The sequence below is a fragment of the Acinetobacter thutiue genome (assembly GCF_030385805.1).
In the GTDB taxonomy this organism is placed as follows: Bacteria; Pseudomonadota; Gammaproteobacteria; order Pseudomonadales; family Moraxellaceae; genus Acinetobacter; species Acinetobacter corruptisaponis.
Genome location: NZ_JAUDZE010000001.1, coordinates 76,371 through 101,572 on the forward strand (window position 1 = coordinate 76,371; position 25,202 = coordinate 101,572).

Consider the following 25,202-nt stretch of genomic DNA (forward strand, 5'->3'; position numbering starts at 1 on the left):
CTTGTATCGTCTAAAAAATGTCCTCTGTCGCAAGTATCTGTGAAATGTCGATAGACCCTACCCAATCATGCAACAGAATAGAGGTTTTCTCAAGCGTTAAGCAAAGCTTTTCTCGAAAAGCCTAGCTTTGTGATTAGTTTTGACTTTGCTGGATTTCAGCAACAGTTAACGCAGTCATGTTGACCAAACGGCGAGTGGTCGTTGTTGGAGTCAGGATATGAACTGGTTTTGCTGCACCTAGTAAAATAGGACCAATGGTTACATTGTTACCAGAAGTTGCCTTCAATAAGTTGAATGAAATATTCGCAGCATCAAGATTAGGCATAATCAACAGGTTTGCCGAGCCTTTGAAGCGGGAATTTGGGAAAGCAAAGTGACGAATTGTTTCGTCCAAAGCTGCATCACCATGCATTTCACCTTCAACCTCAAGTTCAGGCGCCTGCTCTGTCAACAAACGGTAAACTTCACGCATTTTTTGTGCGCTCGGATCAAATTGATCGCTACCGAAGCTTGAGTGTGAAAGTAGGGCAACACGTGGTGTAATACCAAAACGACGAACTTCTTCCGCCGCCAAAATGGTCATTTCAGCAAGCTGCTCAGCAGTTGGATTGGTGTTGACGTAGGTATCGGCAATAAACAGGTTACGGTCTTCAAGCATCAATGCATTCAATGTAAAGAATGTGCTGCGACCCTCTTTCAGGCCAATCACATTTTTAACAAAGTCTAAATGGATGTCGTAACTTGAGTAGGTGCCACAAAGCATACCATCAGCCTTGCCAAACTTAACCAATAATGCTGCAATCAAGGTTGAACGGCGACGTGCTTCGCGCTGCGCGTATTCAACAGTCACGCCTTTACGCTGCATGGTCTGGTAATAATCTTTCCAGAAATCGTCATACAGGGAATTCTTTTCCTGATCAACGATTTCGATGTTTACACCATTTTGCAGACGTAAACCAAGTTTCTTGATATTTTCTTCAATAACAGCGGTACGACCTATAAGGATTGGTTTAGCCAAGCCCTCATCAACCACAATCTGGATTGCACGTAATACGCGCTGGTCTTCGCCTTCAGCATACGCAATACGTTTAGGATCAGTTTTTGCCTGAGAGAAAATCGGCTTCATCAGGAATGCAGAGTTGTATACGAACTCAGACAGTCTTTGACGGTAAGCAGAGAAATCCTCGATTGGACGTGTTGCCACTCCTGAGTCCATTGCCGCTTTCGCCACTGCTGGTGCAATTTCCAGAATCAGGCGCTGGTCTAGTGGGCGAGGGATGAGGTAGTCACGACCAAATGATGCAGATTTTTCACCATAGGTTGCTGCATCCGCCTCAACGTGTGCCATACGCGCAATCGCATGTACACAGGCAATCTTCATGTCTTCATTAATGGTGGTTGCGCCTACATCCAGCGCACCACGGAAGATATAAGGGAAGCACAGTGCGTTGTTTACCTGGTTCGGGTAGTCTGAACGACCTGTCGCCATAATTGCATCAGGACGAACTTCATGCGCATGTTCAGGCAAAATCTCTGGGTCTGGGTTTGCCAATGCAAAGATAATTGGGTTTTCAGCCATTTCCTTAACCATTTCCTTGGTTAAGATTCCCGCTGCTGAAAGACCAAGGAACATATCTGCGCCAGCCATGACTTCATGCAACTGGGTTGCTGCAATGTCCTGAACATAGCGTTTTTTAGACTCGTCCAGCCCCTCACGTGATGTTGTGAGAAGACCACGGGAATCCGCAACAACGATGTTTGCCTTGTTCACGCCCAAAGCGCAAAGCAAGTCGAGGCAGGAAAGGGCGGCAGCACCAGCACCAGAAGCCACGATCTTGATTTCATCAATTTTCTTGTTCACGATCTGCAAGGCATTCAACAATGCTGAGCCTACAATGATACTGGTACCATGTTGATCATCATGGAACACAGGAATCTTCATGCGTTCACGAAGTTTCTTCTCAATATAGAAACATTCAGGTGCCTTGATGTCTTCCAGGTTGATACCACCAAACGTTGGTTCCAATGCGGCAACGATATCCACGATCTTGTCTGGATCGTTTTCAGCAATTTCAATATCGAATACGTCAACACCAGCGAACTTCTTGAACAGCACACCTTTACCTTCCATTACAGGTTTGGAGGCAAGGGGACCAATGTTCCCTAAACCAAGCACGGCTGTACCATTACTCACGACGGCGACCAGATTGCCACGGGCTGTATATTTAGCGGCGGCAGAAGGGTCACGTTCAATTTCCAGACATGGAGCTGCGACACCAGGAGAATATGCAAGCGCTAAATCTCGTTGGTTAACGAGCTGCTTGCTAGGTGTCACACTGATTTTTCCAGGTGTAGGAAATTCATGGTAATACAAAGCGGCTTGTTTTAAAGATTGATCGTCCATCTGAGTCTCGATTGTTTCGATAGTTGTTTCAATACAACAACCAGTCATAGCTAGGACTGATTATGATATTAAGATAAGTGCACAAGAATATAGCACTAGTTCATGGTTTAGCCCAGTCAAAAAAGCTTATTTTCACTGAACGATGAGGCTTATTGACAATTGATAATGATGACAAAATCAACGCTCAAAAAGCCCAAAATTCATTTTAAATGGAATATCTTGCGGTTGACAGCTGGGTGTGCTGTTGTAGATATTCGGTTGCATGGGCTGCCGTTAATGGTTTGGCAAACAGGTAACCCTGCAATATGTCACAGTTTTGGCGTTTCAAATAGTTGCGCTGTTGTTCGGTCTCAACCCCTTCCGCCACGACTTTTAAGCCAATGGTTTTGCCCATGGCAATCATGGCATTAACAATCGCATCCTGCTTGGCATCACCAATTTTTGAAATAAATGCCCGATCAATTTTTAAGATGTCAATTGGATATTCGGTGAGGTAGGCGAGGGAGGAATAGCCAGTTCCAAAATCATCCAGTGCAATGGAAATATTGCGTTCTTTGAGTGCACATAAAACTGTTTTGACACTTTCCGTATTTTCCAGGAAAGCGGATTCAGTAATTTCCAGCTCAAGATCTTTGCCTGAAATCGCATAGGTGTCCAGGACCGCATCAATATCATGCAGCAACTGACCACGCAGGATTTGCTGTGCCACAATGTTTACAGCGATATGAATGTTGGAGAACCCCAGTTTTTGCCAAATCTGGATTTGTTTTGCCGCCTCATACAGGACGAAGCGCCCGATATCTGAAATAAGGCTGGTGCTTTCCGCCAAAGGAATAAAGATATTTGGCATGATCAGGCCCTTGGTTGGGTGTTTCCAACGAATCAGGGCTTCAAAGCCATTAATCTGGCAATTCGTGGCGGTAATCTTGGGTTGATAATAAACAACCAGCTCATTGTTCTGAATCGCTTTTCTTAGATCGAGTTCCAGGTCAGTGTGTCTCGCCACAAAGTTGGTGCGTTCACTCGAATAATAACGAATGGTGTTGCCGCCCAAACGTTTGGCTTCCGTCAGTGCCTGTTCGGCATGAGTGTTGAGGTTGTCAACCTGACGGCCATGCTCTGGGTAAATGGCGACTCCGATAGAGATGCTGACCACATATTCCTGTTCCGCAATATAGAATGGCTTGCTAAATGCCTCAACGATATTGTTGCACAGTTGATGTATCTGTGGATGGAGTGGTGACATCTCGTAAATAATGGCGAAATCATCCGCGCTTAAATGTGCTACCAGAAGTGCGTCAATATTACTAATCCGTAAACGTTGTGCAGCCTGTTTAAGCAGCTCATTGCCTGCCTGATTGCTTAGTAGTTCATTCAAGGCACGGAATCTGTCGATATTCAATCGAATTACCGCAAGATGCTGGATAGATGCTTCATTGACCAGATATTGATGCAATTGCTGGTGGTAATAGAAACGATTTGGTAAATCCGTCAGGGTGTCGTAGTTGGTGAGATAGGAAAGACGCTGTTCCTGATGTTTACGTTCAGTCTGGTCAGACACAATGCCGATATAGTTAATGACCCGATCCGCTTCATCTTTTACTGCATTAATATGCATCCATAAAAAGCAGGACTTTTCAGAAAGATAGGTTTCCTGAAATTCACCTTCATATTCCTGTTCTTCATAGAGGGTGTCCAGAATTGAGAGGTGGAAATTATGGTGATGCTGTTTATTTTGTTTGGTAATTTCAAAAAGTTCTTTGTTTAGAATAATTTGCTTATCAAGTCCAGTCAGTTGTTCGTATTTTGGGTTGACCTCGATATAGCAGAAATTTTCATCCAGAATAAAAATGCCTTCAGAGGCCTGTTCAAAAACGCTGGCAGCCAGTTTCAAACGTTCCTGATGCTTTTTCTCCTGATTAATGTCACGGTGTATGCCCACCATGCGCAACGGCGTTCCATCTTTGGGATTTCTTAGAATGACCTGTCCAACATCATGAATCCATGCCCATTCACCATTATGGCGTTTGATGCGGAAAGTTTCCTCATAGCGTTGTGTTTGTCCGCACAAATGGCTATACAGGGTATTTTTAACCCGATCCACATCATCTGGGTGTACGATTTTATGCAGCAGGGTGTAGTGGTTTTCAGACTTGCGTGTAACCGCCTGACTATGGGCATTGGTGACACCAACCATATGGGTTTCCAGATTCCATTCCCAGGGGCGAATACCCGCAGTTTCATGGGCAAAAGCCAGGTTCTGGCGGTGTTCCTCCAGACTCTCATTCATCTGGGTAAGATCGAAAGTACGTTCACGAACCTTTTGTTCGAGTAAATGATTATTGAACTGTAGTTGTGCTTCTATGTCCTTGGATTTGTTGACTTCACGCTGCAATTGTTGGCAGAGTTCCTCTGTCCACTGATTGTGTTGTTCCGCCACATCAATCAGTTGCTTGTTCTTGTCCAGAACCTGTGACAGGCGCTGGTGAATTTTAAAGGTGGCCTGTGCACACAGTAGGGTTGCAAAAAAAGACAGGTAATAGGCAATGTAAAATAGGGTATGTTCTTGATCTCTATTTATAATCTGGGAAATCACCAAGGGGCTGATGCTTGGAATGAAGAACAGGAAGAAGTAACGGATATGCTGGGTTAAAAAAGTCAGCGCAATAATATGTGAAGAGGTGAGCAGCAGGGCCGTCAAGGTCAGGATGTGTGATGCAGAAAGATTCGGGACATCCTTAATCAATAGGTAATTGATCACAATGGTGCTGATCCCCAGCAATAATCCCGTGAAAAAGCAGATCACCTGAAAGGTAATGTTGGTTTTTCCAGCAAAGCGACTTGATGAGTAATATCTTAATGAAAAGTGGCAGATTGCGTAAAAACTGAGTAATAGCGTAAGGGTAAGGGTCATCCATGTGGTAAAGATATTCGCACTAAAGGAATAGAAAGAAGCAAATAACAGATAATCCAGAAGCGCAATAAAAAATACACTTAAAACGAATAGGCGTACGTGGTTAGGATAGTTGATCTGATCCGTATAAATAAATTGCGGAAATTTTTTTTCTTGAACCCCTGACATATAAAGAATAATCCTTTTCATTTTTATCTGTGTTGGGCCTACAGACGTTGCTGTATATCAACATCATCGTGTTTTATTTTAAATTACCGCTAAAGCCATTGGAAAGCAATCCAAAACCATTATTTGGCTGAAAAGTGATAATTTAAAATGGATAAGGCGACAACTGGAGCGGTTTCAGTCCTTAAAACACGGTCTCCAATGCACCAGCTTTGAAAATGGTTATGGTTTGCAGTTTCAATTTCTGCTTCACTCAAACCGCCTTCTGGACCAATCAGTAGCGCTAAATCAGGTTCACTATTTTGCAATACATTGTTCTGGTCTTTATTCGGTGCCAAAACGAAACGGGCCTGTGGCAGTTCCGAGCTGACCCAGTCTGTCAAGGCAATGGGAGCGAGGATTTCTGGAACAATGTTCATGCCACATTGTTCACATGCTGCAATCGCCACAGACTGCCAATGATCAATCTTCTTTTGATCACGGTCATATTTCAGGCGCATTTCGCAACGTTCGCTGGTCAACAGTTGAATAGTGGTCACACCAAGTTCAGTGGCTTTCTGAATCGCATAATCCATGCGATCCCCCTTGCTCATCACCTGGCCTAAAACCACTTTAAAGGGGGGTGTCCGATCAGCTGGCTCAAAATGATCAACTGACACAAACGCATTTTTCTTGTTGATTTCAGTGAGCGTCACGCGATATTCACCACCTTTTCCATTGAAGAAGATGGCCTGTTCCTGCTCTTTTGCACGGAGCACACGCACCCAATGATGAAACACCGATTCCGTCAATTCAATGGTATTGCCAGTGTTTAATTCGGCTTCGATGTAAAAACGGTTCATGTCTGGGGAATGCTCATGCAAATTAGTTTAAGCCAAGATCAACAACGAGTTGTCGAGTTGGTTCGGTTTGGTTCATCGAATAGAAATGTAGTGTTGGCGCACCACCCGCAATTAAACGTTCACAAAGTTTCACAATCACTTCATGACCAAATGCCTTGATACTTTCACTGTCATCACCATAGGCGGCAAGTTGCTTGCGAATCCAGCGTGGGATTTCCGCACCTGTGCCATCGGCAAAGCGGATCAGGTTGCTTGCGTTGGTAATTGGCATGATGCCTGGCGCAACGGGTACATCCACACCTGCCTTGGCAATTCGTTCAATGAAGTAGAAATATGCATCTGGATTAAAGAAGAATTGGGTGATACCCGCATTGGCACCAGCATTCACTTTCTCGACAAAGCGCTGGATGTCCGCGTCAAAACTTTCTGCCTGCGGATGCATTTCAGGATAGGCCGCCACTTCAATGTGAAAATGCTCACCTGAATGTTCACGGATAAAGCGAACCAGGTCCTGTGCATAAGGCAGTTCACCCAGCCCCACTTGACCTGAGGGTAAGTCACCACGTAAAGCAACGATACGATCAATACCTTGGGATTTATATAAATCTAAAAGTTCAGCAATACGCGCCTTGTCATCACCAATACAGGAAAGGTGCGGTGCAACAGGCGTACCTTTGCGATTAAAGTCATTAATCGCCGCTAAGGTACGTTCACGGGTGGAACCGCCAGCACCATAAGTGATGGAGAAAAACTCTGGATTTAACAGCTGTAGTTCTTGGTGAACAAGCCGTAATTTTTCCGCACCCGCATCAGTTTTTGGTGGGAAAAACTCAAAAGAAATAGGGACACGTTTGGTCATTTCAAATCCTTTTTTATTTCTTTTCACCTCTCCTAAATCCTCTCCTGAGAGGAGAGGACTTTTTGATATTCATTCGGGTAATGAATATTCCCTCTCCCTTAGGGAGAGGGTTAGGGAGAGGGAATTAAAACTTAATATTTATAAGCGTCAGACTTGAATGGGCCTTCAACAGCAACGCCGAGATAATCTGCCTGTACTTGCGTCAGTTGTGTCAAGACACCACCAAAACCAGCAACCATTGCTGCGGCAACTTCCTCATCCAGTTTCTTCGGAAGCACTTCCACACGGATTGCAGCCTGTTTTTGGTCAGCAGGTAAATCAGCAAATTTTTCGTTGTATAGGTGGATTTGACCAAGTACCTGATTGGCAAATGAACCATCCATAACACGTGATGGGTGACCTGTTGCGTTGCCAAGGTTCACTAAACGACCTTCAGAAAGAAGAATTAAATAGTTGCTTTCATCTTCTGAACGATAAACCTGATGTACCTGTGGCTTAACTTCAACCCACTTGTAACCACGTAGGTAAGCTGTATCAATTTCAGTGTCAAAGTGACCGATGTTACATACCACCGCACCTGCTTTTAAGCTATCCAGCATTGCTGAATCACATACGTGGTAGTTACCCGTTGTGGTGACAACAAGGTCAGTGTTGCCTAATAAATCCTGGTTGATGTCTTCTTTTTTACCAGTCTGTACACCATTTTTGTATGGAGACACAACTTCGTAACCATCCATGCAGGCCTGCATCGCACAGATTGGGTCAACTTCGGTTACACGGACGATCATGCCTTCCTGACGTAAAGACTGCGCAGAACCTTTACCTACGTCACCATAGCCAATCACCAGCGCACGACGGCCAGAAAGTAGCATGTCTGTTGCACGTTTGATGGCATCATTGAGTGAGTGACGGCAACCGTATTTGTTGTCATTTTTTGACTTGGTAATCGAGTCATTCACGTTGATTGCAGGAACTTTAAGAGAACCATCTTTCCACATTTCCAACAGACGTTGCACACCTGTGGTGGTTTCTTCAGTAATGCCGTGGATGCGTTCTAAAAGCGCAGGATATTTGTCATGAACAAGTGCGGTTAAGTCGCCGCCATCATCCAGAATCATGTTGGCATCCCAAGGCTGACCATTGACATTGATCTGTTGTTCCAGACACCACACATATTCTTCTTCAGTTTCACCTTTCCAGGCAAAAACTGGGATACCACGGGCAGCAATCGCAGCGGCAGCATGGTCCTGGGTAGAGAAGATGTTGCAAGATGTCCAGCGGACTTCAGCACCTAACTCAACTAGGGTTTCAATTAGAACCGCAGTCTGGATGGTCATGTGGATACAACCGAGAATTTTTGCACCAGCCAGTGGTTTTGACGCTGAATAACGTTTGCGTAAACCAATCAGGGCTGGCATTTCTGCTTCAGCAAGCTTGATTTCTTTACGACCGTAGTCAGCAAGGGAAATATCGGCAACTTTATAATCTGTAAATGAAGCATTCACCGCGTTCATCAGGATCTCCTAGAAAAAATAGTATGGATCATTCTGTTCGCGGATGCCGTTGTTGGTTAAAGCGAGTGTTCAACCGATCGTCGAGCCTGGCAAATTGATCTTTAGTACCCATCAATTGTCGCAGCATCCCTCGACTAGGGCATTATGATACTTGGAAATTATAATTGTTCCAACGTTATTTTAATGACAGTTGGTTAGAAAGTGAGAAATCAGCGATAAGATGGAAATTAAAAAAACAGGTCAGTTATTCATATCATAGGATTTCATGTCCATATGAAACCCTAGTTTATGTAAAGATAAGATCATGATTATGCTTTTAAGTGGTCTTCGAATTCTTCGCCCAGTTGCATTGCCAAAGCATTACCCGATAGGTCACCTGTGACCAATCCATATTCTTTTTTAAAGCTAAAGGTAAATCCACGGTTATCTGTCAGATTCTTAACGGAATATCCTAGTTTTTCCAGCCAAATACGAAAGGCCAGTAAATTTTTTGCTTTAACAACTCTATTTTTCATAGCAGAACTCCTTGTGAACCTGTGTTTATTAATAAGGGTCAGTGAAAATTTTTTAAAGGGCAAATGAAAACTTTTATTTTTCTGCATGTAAATTATGTAAAAATAGCGTAATTTTTATAAAGTAAAGTTTATCTGTGTGTTTTTTAATTGATTGTATTTATTATTAAAAATATTTTTTATTGGCTATGCTTAAAAAAAATGTGTAAAAATCCATTTAATCCTAAATGTAAAAAATAATTTCATTTTCCACTTTAATGCAAAAGCGGAAAATGCATGGATTCATATTGGATTGCCAGACTAAAATTGATCTTTTAGGCTACGAATATGGGCAAATTCTTCCGCACTTTCAGTACGCAAAAATGGATTGGTTGCAAGTTCCAGTTCAATGGTGCTTGGCAGGGTAATCTGATCAGCCTCCCTTAATGCCTTGACCTGTTGCATACGCTCGTGCAGTGCAACATTATGAGGTTCAATGGTCAGTGCAAACTCACCATTGGCAAGCGTATATTCATGGGTGCAGTAAACCTTGGTTTGGATTGGCAAGGCGGCAAGCCGATTCAGTGAATGATACATCTGCTCAGCCGTACCCTCAAACAGGCGACCGCAACCCATTGCAAACAGGGTGTCACCACAGAACAGGGTATCAATTTCCTCAATAAAATAAACAATATGACCGAGGGTATGACCTGGTGTGGCAATAATCTCAACTTTTAGGTTGTGAAAAAGGAAATGGTCATTATGTTGCAGCGGGCTTGAAATAAAAGCGATTTTCGTTAATTCATCACGTGGCCCATACACCAGAATATTTTGCTTTGCCAATAATCCCTGTACCCCATCGGTATGGTCACGATGCCAATGGGTCAACCAAATCTGTTTTAGGTGCAGTTGATGCTGTTCGCAAAATGCAGTCACCAAATCTGCGTCAGTGGGGTCAATCGCAACAACTTCTTTTGTGATGGTATCTTCCAATAACCAAATATAGTTTTTTAAGGCATTTTTTACGTCAATTGCATGAATCTTATAATGCATAGCCGAGTCCTAAATCTTTGTTTCATGTGGTTATTGCTGGGTTGATGATAAAGACCATCACCTGTGTCTAGTGTAAGTGGAAATAGTAAAGAGTGCAAAAATAGTGTGCCATGCGGATGACGTTTTAGGGCAGATTGTGACAGCCTTAAGAGCAGAAAATCTTTATAGTTGACAAGTGTAGTATTTTAAATAAATATGGTATAAAAGTTTTATAAGTTAATGATTTATATTCATCTTTAAATATATGGAATAAATGTGGAAATAATTTAAAAAGATTGCTTAACAACATAAGTACAGGGCAATTTTTCAGGATGAAATGCAAATAAATCATAACAATAAGAGAGGAAGTTATGTCTGATTTGGTTGATCACGAAGTGGTGGTGATTTTTAAAAAATATTTGCATCCCTTGTCTGTCAAACTTACTGAAATGCTGAATGAGCACTTTAGTCATCAAACCGAACGCCGTGGTTGTGGTTATACTCAGGCAACACGTGTGATTGCTGAATTTGTTTCACAACCCCGTGATGCGCTTGGTTTTCAGGATTTACGAATTTTTGAGGATTACGAGACCAAGGGGCTGAGAAATATTTTAAACCAGAGCTCTTCCTATGGCTTGGAACTCGCCACTTGGCGTAATCTGGATATTCATGCAGATGTGCAGCAGTGTCTACAACGTTTGAATCCAGAAGAAACGTTTGCCCAGAATTTAAGGCAGGAAGTGGATTTTCAGGCCAAATTAAGAAATATCCATCAATATGCTGAACTTGAGGAAAGCATCCTGATTTGCCAGTTGCTTGCCGATATTATTCTGCCGCAGGATACACGGACGATTGAGATGATTGAATGCTATGCGCTGGAAGAAAAACCCAAAGTTGGGTCCTGTCCAATGGCAGAGAAATTCTTTCTACGGATCGCACACCATCGTTTATTGAGACAGGGTGAAATTAATATTTTTGTAGATGAAAACGACCAGCCGATTATGATGGAAAAGCTAAATATGGGAGACAACCATTCCTGTATTAGTTTGGTACCATTGATAATGAATGGAGTGCGTTTACCCGCAGGTAGCCTGTTTTCTGCAAACTATGACATTGAACAACTGGAAAAACATAAAAATAAACAATATAAAGGCTATGTGATTCCCATTTCTGAAATGAATGGCTTCTGGTTTTTGCGTTTGACCACTTTGGCAGTGTCGCCTAAAAACCGTCCTCGTGCATTTGGCTATCATTTTAAACAACAGGTGGATAATGGATTATTTCGACCTGATACGACTGAATTGAGCCAACTTATGGAAATTGCTCAAGATCAAATTTACGTAGGACATCCATGCTAAAAGCCTGTTACTCTCCACGCTATTATGCCCGAACGCATACCAATAGCATGGAAAAACTCACCGCGGTGGCGGATGTGTTGTGTAAGCATAAAATGGTTGAACTGATTGATCCAGGTTTAATTGATGTTGAAATCCTAAAGAAGCTCCATAATCCACAATATGTTGAGGCCTTTCTGGCAGGTGAGTCCGCATTTGCAACCATACAGGGCTTTAAACCCTGGAATGAACAATTAAGAGATGCAATCCTATCAGTACAGGCAGGGCAGTTGGTTGGTGCTGAGATCGCATTTAAAGAGGGTATTGCTGCCAATATCGCACAGGGCTTTCATCATGCCAGTTATGAGTCTGGTGCGGCGTATTGTACCTTTAATGGTTTGGCCTTGGTCGCCAAGCAATATCCTGAAAAACGAATCTTTGTGCTGGACTGTGATCAGCATGGTGGAGATGGCACCGCGATATTTACCAACCGACTCACCAATCTGGTCAATTTTGGAATTTTTGGGATTCGTTTTGGTTGTAAGGCAGGTGAGCGCAGCCTGACCCGTTATATCCACCCCAAGCAGGGCAATTTTGATTTATATCGGGAGTCCATTTTTGAGGCGTTTCAATATGCTTCACGTTGGGAGGCCGATCTGATTATTTATCAGGCAGGGATGGATTGCCATCAGCATGATAAGTATGGCTCGAAGTGGTTGACCACAGAGCTGTTGTTTGAACGTGACCGTTTGGTGTTTGATATGGCAAGGAAAATGAAAATTCCAATGCTGTTCGTGTTGGCGGGTGGCTATCAGGCACTTGAAGATCTAGTGCCTTTGCATGTAAATACGTTTAAGGCTGCAAATGAGGTTTATTTTCCTCATATAAATTTATAAGGATTCATCATTATGCAGGTAAAGAATACTGGTTATACGGTTATTAATAGCTTGTAATAGGGAGGAAATATGTGATAGTTTTTAGTGTAAATAATATGCATTAATTTTAATTATTGTGATTAATTTTACATTTTCAATGAAAATTAAATGACTCAGCACTTAAATGATTAAAGTGACTCTGTCATAAAAATGAAAAAAAATACTCTTAAACTTTAATTATCTTCTTTAGAAAAGGATAGACGGTATGTTCCATTTAGGTGATCTTGTGGTCTTAAAAAAAGGCTATGATTTGGTACTTGAAGTAGCTAACTTTAATGTACAAGAATGTTGTGATGTCTGGAATGAGGATGACTATTTTCTAGGCATTAGTTTTTCAGAGCTTCGTTATGCAACAGCGGAGGAATGTGATGCTGGACATCGGATTACTTCAGGAAATGATTTGGTCATGCAATGAAACAGCCCTCAAAATGAGGGCTGTCTTTTTATTAATTATATCGTTTAACGCAATTTTGCTAACCAATCCCCCAACATTTGCACCAACTGGACAAGCAGCAGAAGCACGATGACAGTGAGGATAACCACACTGGTATCAAAACGCTGATAACCATAAGAAATGGCTAAATCACCGATACCACCTGCGCCAACAGCGCCCGCCATTGCTGTGGCACCAATTAGGGTAATCGTTCCTGTGGTGAGATTCAGGATTAGTGAGCTACGTGCTTCAGGGATAATAAACTTAAAGATGATTTGCCAAGGGGTTGCACCCATTGCCTGAGCTGATTCAATAATTCCTTCATTCACTTCAAGCAGAGAAGTTTCAATTAGACGGCCTAGGTATGGACCCACATAGATGGTTAAAGGCACAATTGCAGCCCATGTCCCAATGGATGTTCCCACCAGCAGCTTGGTCAGGGGAATGACAGCAATCAATAAAATGATAAAGGGGAGTGAACGCAGGGCATTGACAATAGGATTGAGGAAATAGTAAATCGCCCGATTTTGTAGGATGCCACCTGTACGGGTAACCACTAGAGTAATACCTTGAATCAGTCCCCAGATACAGCCAAACAGTAATGAGAAGAAAACCATTTGAAAGGTTTCCTGCAAGGCTGTCACAAACTGGTCAATGCTGAGGGCACTATGCCAAAAAGGTGCCGTGACTTCAGTCAGCCATTGTACAATTAAATCTCTCATTGGCTGACTCCAGACTGTTCAACTTTAACGCCATGCTGCTCCAGAAATTGGATTGCTTGCTGAATAATGCTTTCATCACCGAGCAGTTGAATAAACATTTGCCCAATCACGGTACCATTGATTTCAGTCATATTGGCAAACAGAATATTTAAACTGATGTCAAACTGCTTGATGACTGCCTGAATTACCGTTTCCTGTGCAGATGTACCCAGAAACTGCAAACTATAAATACTATTGTGATGTTTATGTTCAAGGTTGTTTAAGATATTTACTGGTAACTGTTGCTGTAAGACCGTTTGGATAAAGGTTTTTGTGGTGGGGTGCTGTGGTTGACTAAAAATATTCAGCGTAGGCCCTGTTTCAATTACCTTGCCAGCTTCCATTACTGCCACATAATCACAAACAGTCTCAATCACATCCATTTCATGGGTGACCATCACAATGGTGATGTTTTGTTCCTGATTGATCTTCTTTAACAGTGCCAATACAGATTGGGTGGTTTGTGGATCAAGTGCGGAAGTCGCCTCATCACACAGCAGAATCTTTGGGTGATTGGCAAGCGCACGTGCAATGCCTACACGCTGTTTTTGTCCACCTGAAAGTTCGTCAGGGTAGGCATCTTTTTTATGTTTGAGATCAATAAAATCTAGCAGTTCAGCTAAACGTTTTTCTCGTTCCGCCTTACTATGGCCAAGTAACCTAAGTGGCATTTCAATGTTTTCAGACACCGTTTTGGTTTGTAATAAATTAAAGTGCTGAAAAATCATGCCAATATTTGCACGTTCTTGACGAAGAGTGCGTGCATCCATTGCAGTAAAATCTTTTTGATTAATGATGACTTGCCCTTCGGATGGGCGTTCAAGCAAGTTAATCAGTCGGATTAAGGTACTTTTACCTGCACCACTATAGCCAATAATACCAAAGATACTCCCCGCTGGAATCTCTAAATTGATTTGATCCAGCGCATTGATCGTTTGGCCTTTTAGCTGATAGCGTTTTGAAATATTTTTAAATTGGATCATGTTCGTCAATACTAGGCAAAAAAGAAAAACAGGCAAAATTATTTTGCCTGTTTTATTTAGGGTTTGTTGATATTTCAGCCATGCATTGCGTTATCGGCTAAAACTACACAAACGAGGCATGAAACGCAGGTAATGGAGAGACCCTTGCCAAGTTTCATAACGAAGTTTGGGGCGGTTTTAGCCATAACCCTTTGGGACAGGGATATTTTTTGCCGTTACAGCGTTATGCCTTACTCATTTAGAATGACTAAATTTCGTAAGTCACGTCTTGTACCGTCTAAAAAATATCCTCTGTCGCAAGCATCTGTGAAATGTCAACAGACCCTACGATTATATTACGGATTTGCTGCTGTGAGATAGCTTGTTGGCTTGTTTACGTCAACTTTAGTGCCAGCAAAGTGTTCCTGCACATATTGCTTGACTGCTTCGGTATGATAAAGCGCGCCGACTTTTTGCAATACTGGATCATCTTTACGTGATTCGGCAGTTGCCAAAATGTTGACGTTTAACTTGGTGCTCTGGTCAATTGGTTCATAGAAGATTGCATCTTTAAGAACGTTCAAACCACCTTCCATCGCAAGGGTATTACCCAACAGGATTGCATCAACCTCGTCTTTTACACGTACAGCAGTTGCCATCTGAATCGGCTTGATCACAATTTTCTTGCTGTTTTCAATGATGTCGGCAGGCGTACCTTTCACTGGGTCGAAGTCAGGTTTTAACTTGATCAAGCCAGCGCTTTGTAAAAGTAATAATGCACGGGATTCATTGGCACCATCATTTGGAATGGCAATGGTTGCACCCTGGGCAAACTCTTCCACTTTCTTTACCTTATTTGAATAAATCCCCATAGGTTCTAAATAAGTGGTTGAAACAGGCGCGATCTTGTCTTTGTTTGCTGCGTTGAAAGCAACCAGATAAGCATAAGACTGGAATGCGTTGAGATCAACTTCCTTATTGGCAACCGCGGTGTTCATTGCCACATAATCCGTGAAGTTTTTCACTTCCAGTTTAATACCAGCAGCCTTGGTTTCTGGCAAGCTGGCAATATGACGCCAAATATCAGCGTCTGAACCTGTAGATGCGATGACAATAGTCTGGAGGCCCGCAGCATCATTTTTTTGTTCACTCGATGCGGTATCTGGCTGTTTACTGCATGCTGCAAGTAGTAGCACCGATACACTTAAAAAAAGGCTAATCAGCTTTTTCATGTATAAATCCTAATCGGAAGAATGCCGAGAACATTATGATTTCTCAAGCATCAATCATTGCAATGGGTTTGTATGTTGCAAATTGGCATCCTCATTCAACAATCACGTGAATTGTTTTTAAGTTTTAATCCAGAAGACTGTTTGCAACAACAGAAGAAATAGATAAATATTCAAATTCCAGTTGGTCTATCCCGTGTCTGGAAAATCTCTATCCAATTATTCCTTAAATTAAATTGGGAACTGAATACGATTGAATATTGATGTTTTATTTTATTAAATGATTGAAAATAATCATGAATAATCTAAAACAACAATTGAGCTGTATTCAAAATTTTAGCAATCATAGCAATAATTTACCAACTGATACAGGGGAAGTATTTGTATTTGGATATATAAGCATATGATTATCTGAGGGAAATTGTCTTTAAAGTAAATATAAACTGATGATAGTTTTATAAATTTTTTTAAATGTGGGGTTGAGTGATTTACGAGAAAATAAATATATGTTTTTCTGAATTTTATATTTAAGTAATGAATATAGAAGTTTGATTTATTGCCTATTAAAGAATAAAAAAGCTTTCCAAGGAAAGCTTTTTTATCAACTAGACTGGCTTATTCTGCCTTTTCACGCGCAATGGCACGGTAACCAATGTCGCTACGGTATTGCATACCTGTAAATGTGACCTGACCACATACTTCCAGTGCATTAATTTGCGCTTCAAGTACAGTATCGCCAAGTGCGGTTACACATAGCACACGGCCGCCTGCGGTAATGATATGGCCATCTTCAGTGGTGGCTGTACCTGCATGGAAAATTTTGGTGTCTTCAGGTGATTGCCCAAGACCAGAGATGACATCACCTTTACGAACGGTTTCAGGGTAACCCTCAGCAGCAAGGACGATACCAATTGACTTGCGTTCATCCCACTCAGCTTCTTTTGGTAGGTTGCCTGCAATACCTGCCTCAACCAGATCAACCAATGAGGATTTCAGGCGCATCATGATTGGCTGGGTTTCTGGGTCGCCAAAACGGCAGTTGAACTCGATCACACGAGGTTGACCCTGTTCATCAATCATTAAGCCAGCATATAGGAAGCCAGTATAGGTATGTCCATCATTTGCCATACCTTCTACAGTTGGACGCATGATTTCCGTCATCACACGTTCAAATACATCAGCAGTGACCACTGGAGCAGGAGAGTAGGCTCCCATACCACCCGTGTTCGGGCCTTGGTCACCCTCGAAAATACGCTTGTGATCCTGTGAGGTTGCCATTGGTAAAATGTTGGTACCATCAATCATGCAAATGAAGCTTGCTTCTTCACCATCAAGAAATTGCTCAATGACAACACGTGAACCTGCATCACCAAACTTATTGCCTGCCAGCATGTCATCAATTGCGGCAAACGCTTCTTCGTTGCTCATGGCAACGATCACGCCTTTACCCGCAGCCAAGCCATCCGCCTTGATCACGATTGGCGCGCCATGTTGTTCAATATATGCTTTTGCAGCGTCCACTTCAGTAAAGACATCATAAAATGCGGTTGGGATGTCATGGCGCTTCAGGAAATGTTTGGCAAATGCTTTTGAACCTTCAAGCTGGGCAGCATACTGGGTAGGTCCCCAGATTTTCAAGTCTGCGGCACGACAGGCATCAACCACACCATTAACCAAAGGTGCTTCTGGTCCAACAATAATCAGCTCAACCTGATTTTCCTGTGCAAAACGAATAATGGCTGGGTTGTCTAAAATGTCCAGCTCAACGTTTTTACATTTATCTTCTGTTGCTGTGCCCGCATTACCTGGTGCAACAAAAACCTGAGTTACTTTTGCATCTTGTGCGATTTTCCATGCAAGTGCATGTTCACGACCACCGCTACCCAAAACTAAAATATTCATTTTAAAGTTATTCCCTTTTTCAGTATTTAAGAATATACCTGTTAAAAATAAAAAAGTCCCTCTTAACCTCTCCCTAACCCTCTCCTAAGAGGAGAGGGAATCTATATTATTGATATTGGTGTAGTCTCCCTCCTTTTAGGAGGGAGATTTAGAGGGAGGTAAATAAGATGGAAATTTTAAAGTAGCATTTAGTGACGGAAGTGACGCATACCCGTAAAGACCATTGCAATACCTGCTTCATCGGCAGCGGCGATGGTTTCTTCGTCACGCATTGAACCACCTGGCTGGATGATACATTTAATGCCAGCTTTAGCCGCATTATCAATACCATCACGGAATGGGAAGAATGCATCAGAGGCCATCACCGCACCCTCAACCACCAAACCCGCATGTTCCGCTTTAATGGCTGCAATACGTGCTGAGTTGACACGGCTCATCTGACCTGCACCCACACCAATGGTTTGACGGTTTTTCGCATACACAATCGCATTCGATTTCACGTATTTCGCTACTTTCCAGGCAAAGATGAGGTCATCAATTTCCTGTTCGGTTGGCGCACGTTTGGTCACAACTTTAAGGTCATCCTTGGTGATCATACCTAAATCTTGATCTTGAACCAGCAAACCACCGTTCACGCGCTTATAGTCAAGCTGTGCTGCACGTGCATCAATGGCTGGAAGTTCACCACACACCATGACACGAACATTCTTTTTCGCACCAGTAACTTCAAGTACACCGTCAGCAATGCTTGGTGCAATAATCACTTCAACGAATTGGCGATCTACAATTGCCTGAGCCGTTGCAACATCAAGCTCACGGTTGAATGCAATGATGCCACCAAAAGCAGATTCAGGATCAGTTGCATAAGCAAGGTCATAAGCTGCTTTAATGCCGTCCAATGAAACCGCAACACCACAAGGATTCGCATGTTTAACAATGACACACGCTGGCTTGGCAAATGATTTCACACATTCAAGCGCTGCATCCGTATCTGCAATATTATTATAAGAAAGCTCTTTACCCTGTAATTGCTTTGCTGTTGAAACAGATGCTTCTTTGGCATTTGCTTCGACATAGAAAGCCGCGTTTTGATGAGGATTTTCACCATAACGTAAATCTTGCGCTTTATTCAGTTGCGTATTGAAAGTGCGGGGGAACAAATCTGCTTCGCCCTCAGCCTTACCTACACGCGCACCCAAATAAGAAGCAATCATGCCATCATATTGTGCGGTATGTTCAAATGCTTTTACCGCCAAGTCGAAACGAGTTTCGTAGGAAAGTCCACCATTTGCTTTTAACTCAGCAACAACTGCATCGTAGTCAGCAGCATTGACGATGATACCGACTGAAGCATGGTTTTTTGCCGCTGCACGAACCATGGTTGGACCACCAATGTCGATGTTTTCAATCGCATCAGCAAGTGAACAATCTGGTTTAGCCACAGTCGCAGCAAATGGATAAAGGTTGACCACAACCAGGTCAATCGGATCAATGTTGTGTTCCTGCATCACCGCTTCGTCCAGACCACGACGAGCCAGAATGCCGCCATGAATTTTTGGATGCAGTGTCTTAACACGTCCATCCATCATTTCAGGAAAGCCTGTGTGTTCAGAAACTTCCACAACGGCAATGTTGTTGTCTTTAAGCAACTTGTATGTACCGCCCGTAGATAGAATTTCCACCCCTAGCGCTGCAAGGTTTTGAGCAAATTCAACGATTCCAGTTTTGTCGGAAACAGAGATTAAAGCACGTTTGATAGTCATGATTTTGGTCAACAGTTTTGAAGTCTACAGATTAAAACAATTAAGCATAAAAAAATGCCCACGAGAACGTGAGCATTTTATCAATTATTCACTCATTAAACCGTGAGCTTTTAACTTTTTACGCAAAGTTCCACGGTTAAGGCCTAAAATTTCAGCGGCACGCGTCTGGTTGCCACGGGTATATTCCAAGACCACAGATAAAAGAGGTTTCTCCATTTCTGCTAAAACCATGTCATACACTTGAGATGGTTGCTCACCTTGCAACTGTGCAAAATAATGACGAACTGCGCGATCTACATGGATGCGGAGAGCGACATCAGATTGAGCCGTAAAAATAGGAGATTTGCTATTCATGCGTGTTAATCCGAAAAATCAAATATCACTTGGGTAAAGTAATATATAAATGTGGTCTAAATTACTGAATCCTATTTTAGATCTCAGCAACTCTAAAACAAAAGAACTATTAGCTTGCCACAAATCCTCGAATTGTGTAAAAAATAAGCGTAACAATGGTTAAATATTTGTTACAACCCACTTTTAAAAACAAAAAAACCAACAGTGCGCTTAGGAGATAAAAGCACAGTTCGTTTAACGATTTTATTGTCTGTAAATAACGAGGAGTATGTAGGTCAAAGCATTCGTGGCGCGTATCATACCACTGTCAGCGAAAAAGTGAGCAAATTAACTGCACTTTTTTTTATTTTTTTGTCATTTTTTTATGCTTTTAGGGCTGTACAATTTCTAAACTATAGTCATCGAAGCTATTTTTACTTTTTGGAATGCTAAATTCAAATCTAAAAGGACTATTTGATGGAATGCGTTGAATGGTTTTTAAACTGTCAACCAGATAATCCTGTGGCTTGAGTGTGATGTCTGTCGTCACTTCTCCCTGATCTTTCAGAACCACCTTGATTGAGGGGATCAATATGCTGTTTTCGTGGCGGTTGATCAGCACCCCTGAAAACTGGGTTTCATTCTTGCTGGTTTGTTTAAGTTTAACCTTTTCAAAACTGAGATATTTATATTGGTCATTCTGGGTTTTGCAGGTCAGCATGCCGCAGGCATAGTTAAACATTTTGTTTAAGGCAGGGCTATCGTGCATCAATTTTGGGTTGAACCATAAAATCTGGAACGCAAACACCAGAATCAGTGCGATATTGCCAATCCCCCAGAGCGTGTAATAAAGCCACCCATGCTGTTTGGTGCTGTGATCATCATTATTATTAAGTAAAACATCTTCAGACAAATTCAAGTTAGGCAAGGCGGTCACTGGCTCTGTATTGAAATAATTTAGGTTGTTGAGATAGGTGAGCAGATCAATATTGGAGTTTTCAATTTTCTGGTCAAAAATACTCAAAATCTGCATTTGCTTTTCTGCAAATGAACTGTCTGGCTGAATCGACGAAAATAGTGAGCGGCTACTGGGTGTTGGCACAACTTCGCTTGTCTCGGATTCCAGTAAATTAGTCAGTGCGTTAAAGTTAATCACGCATTTTGGACAACAAACCATACCCTGTGCAACACTGAGTTGTGAAAGGGTCACTTTGTACACGGTCGAACATTTAGGGCAGCGGGTTTGTTTTTCACTCATAATTGATCGAGATCTCAAGTTGTTCTTCGTTTTCCAGAAATGCGGCACCAGTTCTCTTCACGCTTTTCGATCTCTAATATATCAAAAAACTCAGAGTAAACACTAGAAACATCAGCAACTTGCTCTTCGATTACACCAGCAAGTGCGAACTCACCCTCATTTTTAAGCAAAGTTGCGAATTCAGGCGCGAGTGCCATGAGCGGTGCAGCCAGAATATTCGCAACCAGGACGTCTGCCTGTTGTGGTTTGAATTCCTGATCAAACTCTTCTGGTAAACCTACATAAAGTCGATCAAGTACACCATTCAGTTCAGCGTTTTGTTTGGTTGCCAAAACAGCCTGAGGGTCAATATCGGTTGCATAAACCTTTTTTGCACCCAGTAACAATGCAGCAACCCCTAAAATGCCTGAACCACAGCCATAGTCGATTACAACTTTATCTTTTACATCGGTTTTGCCCAACCATTGTAAGCATAAAAAGGTACTGGCGTGGTTGCCTGTACCAAACGCTAAACCTGGGTCCAGCTTAATGTTAGTGGCATCCGCTTCAGGTGGTGCCAGCCATTCAGGCACAATCCAATATTTCTCACTAATCTGAATTGGTTCATAGTAATCCATCCAGGCACGTTCCCAGACCTGATTTTCCAGATATTCATGGCGCATTGGCACATCTGGAAGTTGGGCCCTGAGAAAAGCCTCCAGGGTATCAACATCAATTGGATCATCTTCTTCCTGTTGATAAATACCCGTTACAATAACTTTATTCCAGAGAGGGGTTTCTCCTGGTAAAGGCTCAAGCAATGCCTGATCTTCTGCATCATCCAGCGTTACGCTGACCGCTCCCAAAGAGAGTAACAGGGTTTCGGTAAGTTCAACTTGATGTTGATCAACAGTAATATGAATTTGTAGCCAGTTCACAGGAAAACCTAAATTAATGTATTTGCAGTTATTGTAATGGATTCAAACCCGTTAAAGGGATTATAAAATAAACAGATTACAATTTTAAGATGAAATATGTTGTGGCCAATTCTATCTATTTTATTGTGTATTTTATATTTTTAGCTAATTAAAGGATACCTGAAATGGGTATCCTTTAGTCTAGTGCTTTAAATTAAGGGGCAGTCTGTTCAACATCTGAGTCTGAAACAGGCGGCGCTGGTTGCATTGGAGGAACATCTACAGGCATAGGGGCACTGACAGGACGTGGCTCAGACTGGGTTTGCGACATGCGGCTCTGGGTTTCAGGTGTTGTACCCGCTGGTGGAGCAGGTGGCTGGAAAGCTAGTTTGCCAGCATCATCATTTTCACAAACACCGTTGAAAACAACACCCTTATAGGCAAATGAAACGGCATCGCCCTGTTTTTTACCTTTACATACCTGTTGATACTTCTGTGTTTGTGGGTCTTGAGTGGTTTTGGCATTTGCCTGGGCTGCAACGGTAAAACACAGACCACAAATCAGTGATGAAAGTATAAGCTTCGTGTTCATATCATTGTCCTAAGTATTTGTTATGCATGTTTTAGAATAAGAAATTCATCAAATAAAACAGTGGTGATCAAGTTAATAATTATGGGGCGATGTGTTAAAAGTGCGATGAAAATGCAACATAACGTTTCTTTTTGTGTATTTAACAGCGATATCAAATTCTTGCGAGCGGCAAGAATATCGACAGTTTTTGTCAACTTAATAGAAAAGTCCTGTATAATACTCTGTCATTTTTTGAATACACATTTACCACTATGCACTATCCTAAAGTTTACGACGTTATCGTGATTGGTGGCGGTCACGCTGGTACGGAAGCGGCACTGGCTGCGGCGCGTATGGGACGACAAACCTTATTGTTGACGCATAATATTGAAACTTTGGGGCAAATGAGCTGTAACCCAGCGATTGGTGGTATTGGTAAATCACATCTTGTTCGTGAGATTGATGCGCTTGGTGGTGCAATGGCGCTTGCGGCGGATAAAGGTGGTATTCAGTTCCGTATTCTGAATTCGCGCAAGGGGGCGGCTGTACGTGCAACACGTGCACAGGCTGACCGTGTCCGTTATAAGGCTGCAATTCGTCATACGCTGGAAAATCAGGCAAACCTTGATATTTTCCAGCAAGCGGCGGATGACCTGATTGTTGAGGGAGATACCGTAAAAGGTGTCGTGACACAGATGGGCATCCGTTTTGACACCAAAACGGTGGTGCTTACAACAGGAACATTCCTTGGTGGCGTAATCCATATTGGTCTACAAAATTCAAGTGGTGGCCGTGCGGGCGATCCTCCATCGATTGCCTTGGCACATCGCCTACGTGAACTTAAACTTCCAGTGGGTCGCCTAAAAACAGGGACACCGCCCCGTATTGATGCTCGTAGCGTTGATTTCTCAGTAATGACGCCTCAACCAGGTGATTTCCCATCGCCAGTGATGTCATTTATGGGGGATGTGTCGATGCACCCTGAACAGGTGAATTGCTATATCACGCATACCAGTGAAAAAACCCATGACATTATTCGTGGTGGTCTGGATCGTTCACCGATGTATACAGGTGTGATTGAGGGTGTTGGCCCACGTTATTGCCCATCAATTGAAGATAAGATTCATCGTTTTGCTGATAAAGATTCGCATCAGGTGTTTCTGGAGCCTGAAGGTCTGGATACCCATGAGCTTTATCCAAATGGTATTTCGACTTCATTGCCGTTTGATGTTCAGTTCAACTTGGTTCGTTCAATTCGTGGTATGGAAAATGCGCACATTTTGCGTCCTGGCTATGCGATTGAATATGACTACTTCAATCCACAGGCATTAAAGTTCACGCTTGAAACCAAAGCCATTCAAAACCTGTATTTTGCGGGTCAGATTAATGGTACAACAGGATATGAAGAAGCGGGTGCGCAAGGTTTGCTTGCTGGTCTGAACGCTGCCCGCCGTGCTTGGGAACAGGAAGAGTGGACACCGAAACGTGACCAAGCCTATATGGGTGTATTGGTGGATGACCTGATTACGTTGGGAACCAAAGAACCGTACCGTATGTTTACCTCTCGTGCTGAATATCGTTTGATGTTGCGTGAGGATAATGCCGATCAGCGTTTAACCCCAATTGGTCGTGAACTTGGCTTGGTTGATGATGAGCGTTGGGCTACCTATAGCGAGAAAATGGAAGCGGTTGAGCGTGAAACTTCTCGTTTACAGCATTTATGGGCTGCACCAAATAATCCAATGGGCAAAAAGTTTGTTGAAATGACGGGTGCTGACCTGAGCAAGGAATGTAGTGCGATTGATTTGCTGAAACGTCCAAATATCAATTTCAGTCAAATCGCTGAACTGACGGGTTCGGAAGTGTCTGAGCAAGTCGGCGAGCAAATTGAGATTGCAGTGAAGTATGAGGGTTATATTAACCGTCAGCATGATGATGTTGCACAAATGAAGCGTCTTGAGGAAACCAGGATTCCTGCTGATTTTGAATATAATGGTGTTTCAGGTCTGTCCCGTGAAATCACACAGAAGTTGAAAACTGTACGTCCAGAGACATTGGCACAGGCCAGCCGTATTCCTGGCGTAACACCTGCTGCGGTTCAGTTGGTGATGATTACAATCCGTAAAAACAATATGGCGAAAAAGTCAGCATAATTTCTGACTATAAGCGATATAAGATCAATATTGAAAACACCCTTTAATGAAAAGGGTGTTTTTTTATTGGCTTATTTAAATCTTTAGTATGCGGCTTAGGTATATTTAGATGAAAAACTGGATATTTTTATTTGTTGCAATTATAGCGGAAGTCATTGCAACCTCAGCTTTAAAAAGTAGTGAGGGTTTTACCAAACCGATTGCCTCTGTCATTGTGGTGCTGGGCTATATCATTGCATTTTATTGTTTGTCACTTACACTGAAAACTATTCCTGTTGGGATTGCCTATGCCATTTGGTCAGGGGTAGGTATTGTTCTGGTGACGACAATAGCGTGGATTGTATTTGGTCAGAAACTGGATGTCTGGGGAATTGTTGGCATTGCATTGATTATGAGTGGTGTTCTTGTCCTGAATTTGTTGTCGAAAACAAGTTCCCACTAATCTTCTAAA

At 42.4% G+C, this 25,202-nt stretch carries 21 protein-coding genes; 5 read left to right on the top strand and 16 right to left on the bottom strand.

All coding sequences use genetic code 11. From position 1 onward, the window contains the following. Positions 1 to 133: 133 nt before the first annotated feature. The 7 genes from QTA56_RS00395 to gloB all read right to left on the bottom strand — a co-directional run bounded on the left by QTA56_RS00395 (position 134) and on the right by gloB (position 10,242). Positions 134 to 2,404: an NADP-dependent malic enzyme gene (locus QTA56_RS00395; protein WP_267978991.1), complete on the bottom strand. Its 2,271-nt coding sequence runs from the start codon at positions 2,402 to 2,404 to the stop codon at positions 134 to 136. Positions 2,405 to 2,609: 205 nt separating this feature from the next. Continuing rightward, positions 2,610 to 5,486, bottom strand: a complete 2,877-nt coding sequence (locus QTA56_RS00400; protein WP_267978992.1) for a bifunctional diguanylate cyclase/phosphodiesterase — start codon at positions 5,484 to 5,486, stop codon at positions 2,610 to 2,612. A 119-nt stretch (positions 5,487 to 5,605) separates the two neighbouring features. Further along, positions 5,606 to 6,325: a 16S rRNA (uracil(1498)-N(3))-methyltransferase gene (locus QTA56_RS00405; protein WP_267978993.1), complete on the bottom strand. Its 720-nt coding sequence runs from the start codon at positions 6,323 to 6,325 to the stop codon at positions 5,606 to 5,608. Positions 6,326 to 6,347: 22 nt separating this feature from the next. Continuing rightward, a complete protein-coding gene (metF, locus tag QTA56_RS00410) occupies positions 6,348 to 7,184 on the bottom strand; it encodes a methylenetetrahydrofolate reductase [NAD(P)H] (protein ID WP_267978994.1) in 837 nt (278 codons plus the stop codon). A 131-nt stretch (positions 7,185 to 7,315) separates the two neighbouring features. Beyond that, the gene (gene ahcY, locus QTA56_RS00415) at positions 7,316 to 8,698 is read right to left on the bottom strand and encodes an adenosylhomocysteinase (RefSeq protein WP_267978995.1); all 1,383 of its coding nucleotides are present in this window, start codon (positions 8,696 to 8,698) and stop codon (positions 7,316 to 7,318) included. A gap of 308 nt (positions 8,699 to 9,006) precedes the next feature. Continuing rightward, positions 9,007 to 9,213 (bottom strand): hypothetical protein, encoded by a 207-nt coding sequence (locus tag QTA56_RS00420; protein ID WP_004638493.1) that lies wholly within the window; start codon positions 9,211 to 9,213, stop codon positions 9,007 to 9,009. Positions 9,214 to 9,510: 297 nt separating this feature from the next. After that, positions 9,511 to 10,242, bottom strand: coding sequence for a hydroxyacylglutathione hydrolase (gloB, locus tag QTA56_RS00425; RefSeq protein WP_267978996.1), 732 nt, complete (start codon positions 10,240 to 10,242; stop codon positions 9,511 to 9,513). 350 nt (positions 10,243 to 10,592) lie between these two features. On the opposite strand from gloB, the gene QTA56_RS00430 reads away from it, so the two are divergent. From QTA56_RS00430 to QTA56_RS00440, 3 genes are all read left to right on the top strand, one after another. Continuing rightward, the gene (locus tag QTA56_RS00430; RefSeq protein WP_267978997.1) at positions 10,593 to 11,579 is read left to right on the top strand and encodes a hypothetical protein; all 987 of its coding nucleotides are present in this window, start codon (positions 10,593 to 10,595) and stop codon (positions 11,577 to 11,579) included. After that, positions 11,573 to 12,451 carry an arginase family protein gene (locus QTA56_RS00435; RefSeq protein ID WP_267978998.1) on the top strand — a complete coding sequence of 293 codons (879 nt, stop codon included), beginning with the start codon at positions 11,573 to 11,575 and terminating at the stop codon, positions 12,449 to 12,451. Before QTA56_RS00430 ends, QTA56_RS00435 begins: the two co-directional genes overlap by 7 nt. 244 nt (positions 12,452 to 12,695) lie before the next feature. Continuing rightward, positions 12,696 to 12,905, top strand: a complete 210-nt coding sequence (locus QTA56_RS00440) for a hypothetical protein (protein WP_267978999.1) — start codon at positions 12,696 to 12,698, stop codon at positions 12,903 to 12,905. A 44-nt stretch (positions 12,906 to 12,949) separates the two neighbouring features. Here the strand turns inward: QTA56_RS00440 and QTA56_RS00445 are convergent, their stop codons facing one another. The 9 genes from QTA56_RS00445 to QTA56_RS00485 all read right to left on the bottom strand — a co-directional run bounded on the left by QTA56_RS00445 (position 12,950) and on the right by QTA56_RS00485 (position 22,619). Further along, positions 12,950 to 13,645, bottom strand: coding sequence for a methionine ABC transporter permease (locus QTA56_RS00445; protein WP_267979000.1), 696 nt, complete (start codon positions 13,643 to 13,645; stop codon positions 12,950 to 12,952). Then, entirely contained in the window at positions 13,642 to 14,667 is a 1,026-nt protein-coding gene (locus tag QTA56_RS00450) for a methionine ABC transporter ATP-binding protein (RefSeq protein ID WP_267979001.1), read from the bottom strand. The genes QTA56_RS00445 and QTA56_RS00450 overlap by 4 nt, the downstream gene beginning before the upstream one ends. Before the next feature lie 335 nt (positions 14,668 to 15,002). Then, positions 15,003 to 15,878 carry a MetQ/NlpA family ABC transporter substrate-binding protein gene (locus QTA56_RS00455; protein ID WP_267979002.1) on the bottom strand — a complete coding sequence of 292 codons (876 nt, stop codon included), beginning with the start codon at positions 15,876 to 15,878 and terminating at the stop codon, positions 15,003 to 15,005. A gap of 612 nt (positions 15,879 to 16,490) precedes the next feature. Next, complete coding sequence (gene purD, locus QTA56_RS00460; protein WP_267979003.1) at positions 16,491 to 17,777, bottom strand: phosphoribosylamine--glycine ligase; 1,287 nt, start codon at positions 17,775 to 17,777, stop codon at positions 16,491 to 16,493. Positions 17,778 to 17,965: 188 nt separating this feature from the next. Next, positions 17,966 to 19,540, bottom strand: a complete 1,575-nt coding sequence (gene purH / locus QTA56_RS00465; protein WP_267979004.1) for a bifunctional phosphoribosylaminoimidazolecarboxamide formyltransferase/IMP cyclohydrolase — start codon at positions 19,538 to 19,540, stop codon at positions 17,966 to 17,968. An 84-nt stretch (positions 19,541 to 19,624) separates the two neighbouring features. Continuing rightward, positions 19,625 to 19,894, bottom strand: coding sequence for a DNA-binding transcriptional regulator Fis (gene fis, locus QTA56_RS00470; protein ID WP_001086304.1), 270 nt, complete (start codon positions 19,892 to 19,894; stop codon positions 19,625 to 19,627). A gap of 370 nt (positions 19,895 to 20,264) precedes the next feature. After that, complete coding sequence (locus tag QTA56_RS00475) at positions 20,265 to 21,131, bottom strand: DUF3426 domain-containing protein (RefSeq protein WP_267979005.1); 867 nt, start codon at positions 21,129 to 21,131, stop codon at positions 20,265 to 20,267. A 14-nt stretch (positions 21,132 to 21,145) separates the two neighbouring features. Then, positions 21,146 to 22,048 (bottom strand): 50S ribosomal protein L11 methyltransferase, encoded by a 903-nt coding sequence (prmA, locus tag QTA56_RS00480; RefSeq protein ID WP_267979006.1) that lies wholly within the window; start codon positions 22,046 to 22,048, stop codon positions 21,146 to 21,148. A 193-nt stretch (positions 22,049 to 22,241) separates the two neighbouring features. Further along, the gene (locus tag QTA56_RS00485; protein WP_267979007.1) at positions 22,242 to 22,619 is read right to left on the bottom strand and encodes a hypothetical protein; all 378 of its coding nucleotides are present in this window, start codon (positions 22,617 to 22,619) and stop codon (positions 22,242 to 22,244) included. A 251-nt stretch (positions 22,620 to 22,870) separates the two neighbouring features. Here QTA56_RS00485 and mnmG point away from each other — a divergent pair, with 251 nt between their 5' ends. Further along, the gene (mnmG, locus tag QTA56_RS00490; protein WP_267979008.1) at positions 22,871 to 24,751 is read left to right on the top strand and encodes a tRNA uridine-5-carboxymethylaminomethyl(34) synthesis enzyme MnmG; all 1,881 of its coding nucleotides are present in this window, start codon (positions 22,871 to 22,873) and stop codon (positions 24,749 to 24,751) included. 109 nt (positions 24,752 to 24,860) lie between these two features. Further along, positions 24,861 to 25,193, top strand: coding sequence for a DMT family transporter (locus QTA56_RS00495; RefSeq protein WP_267979009.1), 333 nt, complete (start codon positions 24,861 to 24,863; stop codon positions 25,191 to 25,193). The last annotated feature ends 9 nt before the right edge of the window (positions 25,194 to 25,202 follow it).